This window comes from Pseudobdellovibrionaceae bacterium, from assembly GCA_023954155.1.
Classification (GTDB): Bacteria; Bdellovibrionota; Bdellovibrionia; order Bdellovibrionales; family UBA1609; genus JAMLIO01.
The window spans coordinates 57629-70289 of the sequence record JAMLIO010000001.1 but is presented as its reverse complement, the minus strand read 5'-3'; the positions used below and the strand labels follow the sequence as shown (position 1 = coordinate 70289).

Below are 12661 nucleotides of genomic sequence, written 5' to 3'. Positions count from 1 at the left end.
TCTGTATGCAAAGACTTTCTGTGGTTGAGTGTATTTTACGTTAGTTGTAATATAATATGTGCTTGAGAATTATACAATAGAACATATTTAAAGATGCTCTACGCTAAAGTGAGGTATTATGAGTTCAAATCAGCAAAAGGTAGTGTTAGTAGGTTCAAGCCGTACTCCCTTTGTCAGATCTTTTGGTAAGTATGCAAAGCTAAAAAATAAAGATTTATTAACGGCAACACTTGTAGATTTAATCAAAAAATTAAAATTAGAAGGAAAGCTTTTAGACGATGTCATCGGTGGTTCTGTCATCAAGTCCACACTAGATTTTAATTTGGTGCGTGAATGTGTGCTGTCCACAGAACTCGATCCCACTACGCCAGGTTTAGATGTGCAGAGAGCATGTGGCACAAGTTTGGAAGCAGCCATTATTCTAGCCAATAAAATTAAGCTGGGACAAGCGGATGCGGGTATTGCTTGTGGCACGGACACAAATAGTGGTTCCCCTCTGGAAATATCAGAAGCTTATAGACAGTGGTTGTTTAAATTGCGTGGGGCGAAGTCCACTATGGCGAAGCTGCAAAGCCTATTGTCATTTAAACCTAAATTTATCGTTCCTACTTTTCCCACAGTGAATGAACCTCGCACAGGTTTAAGCATGGGCGATCATTGCGAACTTATGGCTAAAGAATGGAAGATCAAACGTGAGGACCAAGATGCCTTTGCATTAACCAGTCATCGTAATGCGGGCGCGGCTTATACAGAAGGATTTTATTCTGACTTAGTATTTGAGTTTCAGGGACAAAAGCAGGATCAATTTGTAAGACCCGACTCCACCTTAGAAAAGATGGCCTCACTTAAGCCCGCTTTTGATAAAGTGAATGGCACATTGACGGCAGCCAATAGTACGCCACTGACAGATGGAGCCGCTGCTGTCATGCTGGCTTCAGAAGACTATGCTAAAAAACATAACCTTCCTATTTTAGCCTATATTGAGGATGCTCAATCAGCAGCCGTTGATTTTGTGGGTGGTGAAGGTTTATTGATGGCTCCCACAAAAGCCGTCAGCATCTTGTTACAAAGAAATCGTATGCGCCTGCAAGATTTTGACATTTATGAAATTCATGAAGCTTTTGCCGCTCAAGTTTTGTGCACACTCAAAGCCTGGACTGATCCTCAATATTGCAAAGACAAGTTGGGCTTAGAGGGTGTGCTTGGAGAAATTGATCGTAGTAAGTTGAATTTAAAAGGAAGTAGCTTAGCTTTGGGACATCCATTTGCGGCCACGGGAGCTAGAATGATTGGAGCTGTGGGTAAGCAATTAAGTTCACGCGCCAATGCGAAGGCTTTGCTCACGGCGTGCACCGCGGGGGGTATGGGTGTGGCCTTGATCATGCGTTCGGCAGAGAGCTAGACTAAAGTTGGGTACTGGACTCCATTATTGCTCTTAAGATGTTAGATTAAGTTATGGAAAAAGGATTTTTGCATTATGAGTATTAAATTTCCAAGACAGGTCCTGATTAGTTTTTTTCTGATGTCATTTTTGATAGCTCCCTTACATGCTAAAAAAGATGCGCGTGACACTTTATATAAGCAAATTGAAAGTGCATGTAATAAGAACAGCACTTTGAAGTTACCTAAAAAAAAGGTCGCTCAAGTTTGTAAATGTTTAGTTGAAGAGCATAAAGCTAAAGATCTTAGCCTTGAAACTGTCGAGGCCATTCATAAGCGTTACACAATGTCTAAAGCAAAGATCAATACGGCAGACGATGATTTGAGTGTCATCAAGGCTTACGATGATGACACTGCGTTGGATTGCATTAAAAAATACGAATAGCTTGGTATAATTGTGTAAAAAACTAAGAACAATTTTGATGTTCAATCACGTCGGCATTGTATAAAATATGAAGTGAGTTTTAAACAACATGTATTTCAAAAGGAGATGAAATGAAAAGATTGATGTTGGTTCTATTGGTTTTTGGTTTTTCTGCAAAAGCTTTCGGATATGGAGCTGCAGGATGTGGTGTGGGTTCTTTAATTTTTGAAGGTAAAAACGAATGGTATGAGCAAGTTCTTGCTGCAACTACTAACGCGACTTTAGGTAACCAAACTTTTGGTATTACTTTTGGTACATTAAATTGTGATGCCAATGCAATCAACGCCAAAGTAGAAAAAGCCAATGTGTTCGTGGCAGCTAATAAAATTTCTGTAATGAACGAACTGGCTAAAGGCGAAGGAGAGACAGTGACAGTATTAGCTCAAATGTTCTCTTGCCAAACACCAGCTGTATTTGCAGACACTATCAAATCAAACTATGAATTGATCATCACTGATACAAACATGTCAGCAGCAGAGATTGTTGAGAACATGGACTTGGTGATCAAATCCAATCATGCTTGTCCTGGTTTGGGTTAATACGAGAACATCATATTAAAGTGTCGCTTTTAAAGCTGAGACTTGAATAAGTACAAAAAGCCTGTTTAGCTTAAACAGGCTTTTTTTTATGGTTATACGTTTTATTATTATTTATATATTCCTGAGTCTTGGATGCTTTGTCTTCGCACAGACAGAGATCCCTCCGCGCGCGCAATCTGATGCTGGGCAAAGCAGAAATATCACACAAGTCAATTCAATGAACCATAGTGAGCAGAATGCGGCGGCAGCAGTCCATAAAGCCAAACTCCAAGCATGGAGTGCCAGCCCTAGATGGCGTAGGTTGTTGTATTATAATGCTAAAGGGAAAAGTGAAATTGCTAGCCCAGATTTTTTTCTCAGTCCTGAAGGGAGTGTAAACCCTTACAAAGAGTTATTGGCCACGTATGAACAGATGTTCTTTCAAGACGCAAGTGACATTGATGATGACCATGCCATTTGTAAATTTCCTGCTAGGTTTTATGTTTTAGATAAAGAACTTAAGGCTAACGAATTTCATAAGATCAAGTATTGTCCTAAGTTTCTATCTTTTATAAATAGAGCTGCGGGGCAATCTATCTCTATGGTGTTTTCGGCCTATAATCTTAACTCACCATCTTCGGCATTTGGACACACATTTCTAAAAATCAACAAACAAGGCCAAGAAGGAATGGATTTGCTCAATTATGGCATTAACTATGCGGCCAGCACCGAAGGTACAAATCCATTTTTTTATGCCATCAATGGTCTGTTTGGTTTTTTTAGAGGGGATTTCACGGCGGTCCCTTTTTATTACAAGATTCGCGAGTACAATGATTTTGAATCCAGAGACCTTTGGGAATACGAATTAGGTTTGGATTATGAGGACGTCCAACTGCTGACCATGCACTTTTGGGAATTAGGCAGGGGTTGGACGTGGTACTACTTCTTAGGCAAAAACTGTTCCTATTGGGCACTCAAAAGCATAGGCGCTGTGTCGCCCAAGTACAATTTTGATAAAGATTTAAATCAAGTGCTTGTTATTCCTGTAGAGACTATCAAAAGTTTATATAAGTATGAAGGATTGGTTAAAAGAGTAAAATTTAGACCCTCCATTAACAAACAGCTTTTGCAAAGCTTAAACCCCTTAGTTCGCAAAGAGAAACTCAGGGTAAAACAAATTGCCAATGATCTTTTTGATGAAAAATTGCAAGACAAAGAGTCGCTCAAAGGGGATAGCGTACAGATTTTAGAAACAGCGATGTTATATTATGACTACCAGTATGCTAAGTCCTATATTACAGATGAAGATAAAACTTTAGAAAAAAAACAACCGCTTCTGCTTGCAAGAAGCCATAAACAAAAAACACCTGCATTGACGGTCAATATACCTTCAGCACCAGAAACCATCCACCCTCCACAAAGAGTTGGAACATCCTATAGACAGGGTGAAAACTTTAAATCTTTGAATCTGGGTTATAAGATGGGCTTTCATGAGTTGTATGATGCAAAAGATGGGATGGATGTTCCCATTGCAATGAACTATTTTGATCTTAATCTACAAGTGTATCAGCTTAAAAATTCCTCTAACTGGCGGGTGAGTTTAGATAGATTAGATGTTTTAAGGATAGAGGCTTTGTCCCCCACAAGCACAATGGATAAAAAGCTCAGCTGGAGATTAAGATTAGGCTTGGGTAAGAATCTCTATACCTATTCATTAAATGAGATCGTGGGTGTGGCGTCATTTGATACGGGTCTTACTTTTTCGCTTACTCAAGATCAAAGCATTTTATTGTATTTGATGTTTTCCAATGCTCTAGAAAGCAGTGCGAGGTTTAATCACAAGATTCGTTTAAGTTCAGCTCCTCTTTTGGGTTTTAAAGTGCACTGGACTTCTAATCTGGCCACACTTTTAGAAGTCCGACATCGTTGGTATTGGGACTTAGGTCAGCAGTGGCAAAGACAGTGGCAAGTTGAGGGAACGACTCAATACTATGTGCCAAAATTTAAGCTCGCTGCGTACGCACAAGGACTGTTTTTGCATGGTCATACAGAGGGTCTAAGACTTGAAGACTCTCATTGGGAAGTAGGTTTGCGTAAATTTTATTAGTGGATACAAAGAAAGTTTTACAGACCTAAAGATAAGCGGAACTTATCGTGTGCCCATTATTTAAGCTATTTGTCTAAACCAAAAACTGACAGAAAAGACGTGAAATCCATGCTGGGCGAATCTTGGGTCAAAACCAGGCTCAGCAAAGAAATTTTAAATAAATACTCTTTTTTTATTCTATAATAGAAAATTATATCTCGGAAAAAACCTGTAAAAATTGCGCTACCTCTTTAGCTAAAAACGACTATATATGATCAGCAGAGAGACGGGGCCAAAGAGGGAGACAAGGCTGAAATCCAAGGGACACAGTCTTTAAAATTTGCTAGGGGCAAAAAAGTAGGACAGCAGCTGGGGAGCTGCTTCCAAAGAGGGAAGAGATCACAAATAAATATAGGGACTTAAGATCTCCAAAAACACCACTCTGAATAGGGTGGTGTTTTTGTGTGAGGTGTGTTGTCACCGCAGTCTAAGAGACTATATAATTTCACAAATCCTTTTTTCATGGAGGGACATGTGAAACGTGGCCTGATCTTAATTTGTATTCAACTGTCATTTATTTCTGCTTATGCCAAATCCAATGATCACTTTCAATGGCTTGAGGAGATCAGCACAGACCAATCTATGGGATGGGTGACTCAAAACAACAAAGTCACTACAAATAAATTCACTCAGACCAAAGAGTTTCAAAAGACATATAATGATATTCTTACGATGTTGGAGTCAGAAGACAAACTTCTTTACCCACAAATTATAGGGGATCATGTCTATAACTTCTGGCGTGATAAAAAACATGTCAAAGGAGTGTGGCGTCGCCAACCTATTCAGAGCTTTGAAAAAGGAAAACGCAAATGGGAGATCGTCATTGATTTTGATGCTCTTGCAAAAGCAGAAAATAAAAACTGGGTGTTTAAGGGAGAGACCTGCTTAAAACCTCAAGAGAGATACTGCCTCATTTCATTATCAGATGGTGGGAAGGATGCGGTTGAGCTTCGTGAATTTGACTTGGCTACAAAATCTTTTGTAGCAGGGGGTTTTGTGATTCCCGAAGCCAAAACTAGAGTAGAGTGGAGGGACAAAGACGCACTTTATATTGCAACAGACTTGGGTCCTAATACTCACACTCAATCAGGATACCCACGAATTCTTAAAATTCTTAAGCGTGGAGAAACTTTACAGCAGGCAAAGACTCTGCTTGAAACTCAGCCTCAAAACATGTTGATCACAGCCTATAGACTTCAACACAAGAATGACATTCGTGATATTGCCATAGAGGCTTTAAATTTTTATGACTCTAACTACTATCTTGTTGAGAATCTAGAAAATAAAATTAAGACCCAAAAGATTCAATTTCCAAAATCTATCAGAGTGTATGGATATTATGAAGGGTACTTCCTTACTTATCTTTTAAAAGACAGTAAATTAAAGCAGAAACAGTTTGTACAAGGTACAGTTGTAGCAGTAAAGGTTTTACCCAATGGCCAATTGGAGGATGTACAAGAGATATTCGCGCCAGAGATGTTTGGTCAGAGTTACTCTAAAAAATCTTTTGGCAGAATGTTGGTGGCCAAAGATAAGATTATTTTTCTATATACGGATGATTTAGATGAAAAGTTATCCGAAGTAGAACTTGTTAAAAAAGAACAGAAGTCGACTTTTAAGATTACAGATATAAATCTGCAAGGGTTTTCAAGTGCAGTCTCCTTGAGACTTATAGATGCGAGAAAAGACACGGATAAATTTTACTTTACTGCCGAGAATATGAATCTCCCCACTGGGTTATATGTGTATGATTTTGGTGTGCATAAAAAATCTCAAGTTCAAGCCTCTAAACGTTTTTATAAAGATAAAAACATTAAAATTGAAAAGAGATTTGCAACCAGTAAAGATGGAACGAAGGTTCCCTATTTTCTGGTGTATGATGGGAAATTAAAACTCAATTCGCAAAATAAAGTGCTTATATCTGGGTATGGAGGTTTTAATATTCCTCGTAAACTGACCTATTCACCTATTTTGGGAAAACATTGGCTGAATAAAAACAATGTTTACGTATTAGCAAACATCAGAGGTGGCGGCGAGTATGGTCCTGGGTGGCATCAGGCCGCTATTTTACAAAATAAACAAAAGTCCTATGAAGACTTCACGGCGGTCACCGAAGATGTTGTTCATCAAAAAATAAGCTCTCCATCTAAAATCGCAATTATGGGCGGAAGCAATGGCGGGCTTCTTGTGGGAGCGGTATCTATGCAAAGACCTGATCTATATGGTGCAGTAGTGAGTCTGGTTCCCCTGTTAGATATGAGCCGTTACCACAAGCTTTTAGCGGGTGCGAGTTGGATGTCTGAGTATGGCAATCCTGATAAGGCCCAAGACTGGCAATTTATTAAAAAATACTCGCCTTACCATAATGTTTCAAAAGACACGAAGTATCCGCATTTTTTATTTTATACCTCAACTAAAGATGACCGTGTCCACCCTGCTCATGCTCGTAAAATGGTGGCAAAAATGAAAGAGCTTGATATTGCGGATGTCTACCTTTATGAAAATACAGAAGGTGGTCATGGGGGTAGCTCGGATTTAAAAGAGGCCGCTCACCAATGGGCGTTGATCTTTGCATTTCTTCAAGAGGGTTTAAACTAGGCTGTGTCATTATTGTTATCTATCAACAAAATTCAAAAGACTCTGGGTTCAAAGCTTTTATTTGAAAATTTGAGCCTAGGGATTTTTGCTCACGAAAAGATCGGTCTTATTGGGCCTAATGGATCGGGCAAGAGTACGCTATTAAAAATCATGGCAGGTTACGACACACCAGATATGGGTGAGGTCAGTCCAAGAAAAAGTTTAGAAATTGCTCTGGTCGCACAGGACACACATTTTCAAGAAGACATTTCTGCCAAAGATTTCATCATTAAAACTTTGATGCAAAAACAACAAGATTCTTTGTATGCAGAAGTGCAAGCCACCACCTTCTTAAGTATGACTGGTTTTTCAGACCCCAATGTGAGTGTTTCATCACTTTCTGGTGGATGGAAAAAACGCTTAGCTATTGCCAGAGCTTTAGCTCATGAGCCTGAGCTTCTTATCTTGGATGAACCCACGAACCACATGGATTGGGATGGGTTGCTGTGGTTAGAGTCGTGGTTAAAGTCTTATAAGGGCAGTTTTATTTTAGTCAGCCATGATAGAGAGTTTTTAAATCAAGTCACTAATCGAACCATTGAAATCAACCCACTTTATGCCAATGGCTATTTGTCTTATAATTGCAGTTACAGTAAGTTTTTAGAAGAGAAAGACAAGTACATTCAAGCCCAGATGACTTTACAAGAGTCGCTGTCAAACAAAGCGCGCCGAGAAGTGGAATGGCTGCGCGCAGGAGTAAAGGCCAGAACTACAAAAAGCCAAAGTCGTATCCAAGAGGCTCATCAACTCTTAGAGCAACTTGAAACAGTCAAGGATCGCAACAGATCTACACAAGCAAAGACCCGCTTAGAGATTGATGCTACAGAAAGAAAGACTAAAAAATTGATAGAATTAAAATCAGTGAGTGTGGGTTATGATGTGCATTTGCCTCTTGTACAAAACATCAATTTGATATTAGGACCTAAACAGTGTTTAGGGCTATTGGGTGACAACGGAAGCGGTAAGACCACACTGCTTAAGGCCATCGCTCAAGATCAGCATATTTTAGCAGGAAATCTATTTAGGGCTGAAGATATTCGAATTGTGTACTTTGATCAGAAAAGAGAAAAGCTTCCTCAAGACATCAACTTGATGCAGTTTCTCGGAGATGGATCAGACTATGTGATCTTTAAGGGACAATCCGTGCATGTCGCTGCCTACGCCAGTCGATTTTTATTCACTTCCGAAAAGATGCAACTTAAGATTTCCCAACTATCAGGTGGAGAGCAGGCTAGGCTTTTAATTGCTCAGCTCTTATTAAGCCCTGCGGATGTTCTTATTTTAGATGAACCGACAAATGATTTAGATATTGAAACCATAGAAGTTTTAGAAGATACCTTATCCCAATTTGAAGGGCTAGTTTTGCTTGTGTCCCATGACAGGGCGTTTATGTCTAAGCTCTGTCAGAAGTTTTTAGGTTTAAGAGGAGCGGGTGAGTGGGCCACGTATGCGTCTATAGATCAATGGCTTAAAAATAAAAAGCCTCAGCAAATATCCTACAAGGAAAAACAACAACTTCAAAATACGGAAGTGAAAGTCAAAATGTCCTATAAAGAAAAGCAGCAGCTTCAAACTATAGAACAGGATATTGCACTTGCTGAGGAAGAGTTATTAAAAGCCACAACCCAGTTAGAAGACCCGCAAGTCTTCCAAGACAAAGACCGCCTTTTTGAGGCCACAGCACTAGTTACTGAAAAGCAAAATAAAGTGGATGAGCTTTACGAACTTTGGCAAGTTCTTGAGGAAAAGGCCAGGTTATTAAAGCTTTGAGTCATTTTAATGCAAAGCAGGTTTTAGAAAAAATTTAAAAAGCTCAGAACGAAAAAACTTTATAATTTAAAATATCTAACTTTTTATTCAAATATATTTAATATCTGTGATCACAACCCAATGATCGCCTTTGGGGCGTTTGATCAAGACCTCTTGATCTAGAGTTTTGCCAAGTAAGGCTTTAGCGATGGGACTCTTCCAGCTGATCTTATTGCCTACGGTGTCCACTTCGTCTTCGCCTACAATTTGATAGGTTTTTTGCACACCCTCTTCATCTTCGATAGAGACAGTGGCTCCGAAAACAATGGTGGAAGATGTGATTGTGGCAGGGTCCACGATTTCCGCAATATCCATTCTTTTAGCTAAAAATTCTAAGCGTCGATCAATCTCTCTGAGTCGTCGTTTTCCGTATTGGTAATCGGCATTTTCACTGCGGTCCCCATTGGAAGCGGCCCAGGCGACGGTTTCTACAATTTTTGGTCGCTCTTCATGGAAAAGCAGGCGCGCTTCTTCTTTGAGCTTTTCAAACCCTTTTCTGGTGATGTAGTTCTTTGTTTTGCTCATAGAAGAAAGCCCTATAAAAGTTCAGGGCTCTATCTAGAGCCCTGAAAAAATAATAAGATAAATATATTTATTAGTCTATATTTCAGCAGGACGCAATTTGCGTTTCACAAAAGAAACTGATTTTTCAATAATATAGTACGCTTGTGGCGTTAAAATGAAGGTGAACAGGATAGAGGCCAAAATACCTCCCACGATCACTGCACCCATGGATACTTTAGCCAAGTCAATAGACCAAAGCTGAGGTAAAGCACCAAATACAATGGTCAATGAACTCATCAAAATTGCGCGAAACCTGTTGTCAATACCTTCCCAGATGGTGTCTCGCAAATGTTGATCAGGTTTTCGCACCTTGATCAACTCCACTTCTTCCAGCATCAAGATGGCGTTGTTCACAGCAAGTCCTACTAGCATCACCATGCCTAACATAGAGGCGATATTCATTGTTGAGCTCATAAAGAACAAGAATAAAAATACCCCTGCAAAACTGGTAACAATAGATGTAGAGATCGTAAATGGGTGGGCAAAAGAGTTCATGATTGCAGCCATCACCATGTAAGTGAAGATGACAGCCAGTAAGAAGGCCTTACCTAATTCACGTCCAGATTCGGCTTGGTACTCTGCAGATCCCACAAAGGCGTAACTGTAACCATCATCAATATTAAGGGCATTAAATTTTGCAGTGAGGTCGGCCATAATATCCGAGGCATTTGATTTGGAAATATAGGCGTTAAGTTGAATCACTCTTGAGCGGTCTCTTCTAAAAATTGTAGGCGTTGAAGGTTTGACTTCCACTGCTCCTAACTCAGTTAATGGCGTGAGACCGAAGTTAGATACAATAAACAGATCATTTAACGAAGTTAGCGAATCTTTATAAGGTTTAGCAGACTCAATAAAAATTTTATATTGCTCGCCTTTCTCACGATAAATATTAGAATCATCACCGTAAATGGAAGATCTAATAACCTCACCGAGTCTGGCATTATTTAAACCGAAACGTTCGATCTTTTGAGCGTCGGGAGTAAATGAAATCTGAGTTTTAGGCGTTCTATGGCTTGAGGTTAAAGATCGAAAGTAACCTGAGTCCATCATGATTTTTAACATTTGATTGGAGAGCTCAACGGTCTTGTCATAATCTACGCCTGACACGTTAATTGAGATATCACCCGTTCCGTCGCCTCCACTTCCATCACCTCGGACAATTTCAATCTCAGCGTCTGGAACGTCGGCTAATAAAGGTGTCATCATTTCAATTAGTTTAACGTCACTGTGCTTACGTTGAGCAGAAGGTTCAAGAAGAAGAATAATATTGGCGTTTTCTTGCCCGTTATTCCCTGCCACAATCAGTGAAGATTTGATTCCAGGAAGCTCGCGAAGTTTGGACTCGGCAGCTTTTACCGCATCCATAGTTTTATCCACACGTGTTCCTAGAGGGTATTTAAACATCACTTGAACTTTATCTTCGTCAGATGTGGGAATAAATTCTCCACCAACGTAAGGGGCAACCGAGACACCAAAAATAAACAGGCCTATGGCAAGAATGCCTGATAAAATAGGAGCTTTGAACATAAGGTCAAAAATTACCTTGTACTCATACTTTATAAAATTAGTAAATGAGTTAGAAGTTCTGACTAAAAAGTTTTCTTTTTGATTTGCTTTAGTGGGTTTTAGCATCACTGCACAAAGCATGGGAGTTAAAGTAAAGGAAGCCATAAGAGAGAAGATTGTGGCATAAATTACAGTCATCCCAAACTGCACCATAAACTGCCCCACGATACCATCCATAAAAGATAGGGGTGCAAACACCACAATGTTGGTTCCACAAGCTGCCAATACGGGTATGGTCACAGCCTTCGTTCCAGTGATTGCGGCTTCAACGACAGGGACGCCTTTTTTAAGTAGGGCATCAATACTTTCAATTACCACAATCGCGTTGGCCACCAAGGTTCCGAGTGCCGTTGCAAAAGCTAGTAGAGTCATAAAGTTAATCGAAAAGCCACTGGCTTCAACTAAAAATAAGGACGAAATAATAGAACTTGGAATGACAATGGCTGAGATCAGCGTAATGCGCCAGTCACCAGTAAAGAATAAAAGAACTAGAACGGTCAGCAAGATACCAATGATGATTCCTTCTATAGTTCGATTGGTTTCATCAACAATAAATGTAGAGGTATCGTTAACCACCTTAAGATTCATCCCATCTTCAAGAAGATGATCAATCTTTTTAAGAGTTTGTTTTACGCCCTCACTTACTTTAACATCATTACCGTCTGAAATTTTAACAATACCGAGTACAACAGTATCTTGCCCATTAAAAGCAGCAGCATATTCTGGGTCGGCAGCTCCATCGTAGACGTTGGCGACTTCTTTTAAAGTAAATTGGTTTCCATCAGGGCTGGTAAGCCTTAGATTGGCGATACTCTCGATACTATTAAATTTCCCTTCAAATCTAACTGCGATAGTGTTGTCTGGTTTCTTAATGTCTCCAGCTGGGACATCTAAATTCCGTGCACGCAGCTGACCAATAACACCGTCAACAGAGATATATTTTTTTCTCATTAAATCAGGTGACAGTTCAACTCTTACCTGTCTTTCTTGTCCGCCAAAAATATTTACCTCTCCTACACCTGTAATTTTTGTAAATTGGTCAGAGAGTTTTTTGTCGGCAAATTCATAAAGCTCAACCATGCTGTGATTGTCGCTAGATAAAGATAGCCAAACAACAGGTGTAGCAAAGGGGTCGACTTTTGCTACAACGGGTTTTTCTATATTAGTAGGAAGATTGATAAGAATTCCATCAATCTTTTCTTTAATTTCAGCAGATTTGTCATTAACGTCTACACCAAGATTAAACTCAACAATGATGTATCCCATGCTGTCTAAAGCACGACTTTCCATTTTTTTAATTTCAGAAATGGTTGCGACGACGTCTTCGATTTCTTTTAGAACTTGCCCTTCAATTTCTTCGGGGTCAGCGCCTGGGTAAACCACGCTGATACTGACTAAAGGAAAATCAATTCTCGGCTGCCTTTCAACGTTAATATTAAACATGGCCACAAAGCCAAGCAGCGCAAAAAAGAGGACAAACATTACGGTAGTTGCGGGTCGTGTTACAAAACTATTGATCATAAAAAATCCTATGTGTGTTCTTTAATTTTAAAGCAA

At 39.5% G+C, this 12661-nt stretch carries 8 protein-coding genes; 6 read left to right on the top strand and 2 right to left on the bottom strand.

Annotated features, from left to right (window positions below; genetic code table 11):
• Positions 1-118 precede the first annotated feature (118 nt).
• From M9899_00325 to M9899_00300, 6 genes are all read left to right on the top strand, one after another.
• Positions 119-1402, top strand: coding sequence for an acetyl-CoA C-acetyltransferase (locus M9899_00325; protein ID MCO5112598.1), 1284 nt, complete (start codon positions 119-121; stop codon positions 1400-1402).
• Between the two features lie 75 nt (positions 1403-1477).
• A complete protein-coding gene (locus M9899_00320) occupies positions 1478-1825 on the top strand; it encodes a hypothetical protein (GenBank protein ID MCO5112597.1) in 348 nt (115 codons plus the stop codon).
• A gap of 110 nt (positions 1826-1935) precedes the next feature.
• Positions 1936-2403 (top strand): DUF3015 domain-containing protein, encoded by a 468-nt coding sequence (locus tag M9899_00315; protein ID MCO5112596.1) that lies wholly within the window; start codon positions 1936-1938, stop codon positions 2401-2403.
• A gap of 88 nt (positions 2404-2491) precedes the next feature.
• A complete protein-coding gene (locus tag M9899_00310; GenBank protein ID MCO5112595.1) occupies positions 2492-4489 on the top strand; it encodes a DUF4105 domain-containing protein in 1998 nt (665 codons plus the stop codon).
• Between the two features lie 513 nt (positions 4490-5002).
• The gene (locus M9899_00305; protein MCO5112594.1) at positions 5003-7126 is read left to right on the top strand and encodes a prolyl oligopeptidase family serine peptidase; all 2124 of its coding nucleotides are present in this window, start codon (positions 5003-5005) and stop codon (positions 7124-7126) included.
• A gap of 3 nt (positions 7127-7129) precedes the next feature.
• Positions 7130-8935 (top strand): ABC-F family ATP-binding cassette domain-containing protein, encoded by a 1806-nt coding sequence (locus tag M9899_00300; protein ID MCO5112593.1) that lies wholly within the window; start codon positions 7130-7132, stop codon positions 8933-8935.
• Between the two features lie 87 nt (positions 8936-9022).
• Here the strand turns inward: M9899_00300 and greB are convergent, their stop codons facing one another.
• Positions 9023-9499, bottom strand: coding sequence for a transcription elongation factor GreB (gene greB / locus M9899_00295; protein ID MCO5112592.1), 477 nt, complete (start codon positions 9497-9499; stop codon positions 9023-9025).
• A 75-nt stretch (positions 9500-9574) separates the two neighbouring features.
• Positions 9575-12625 carry an efflux RND transporter permease subunit gene (locus M9899_00290; protein ID MCO5112591.1) on the bottom strand — a complete coding sequence of 1017 codons (3051 nt, stop codon included), beginning with the start codon at positions 12623-12625 and terminating at the stop codon, positions 9575-9577.
• Positions 12626-12661: the final 36 nt, after the last annotated feature.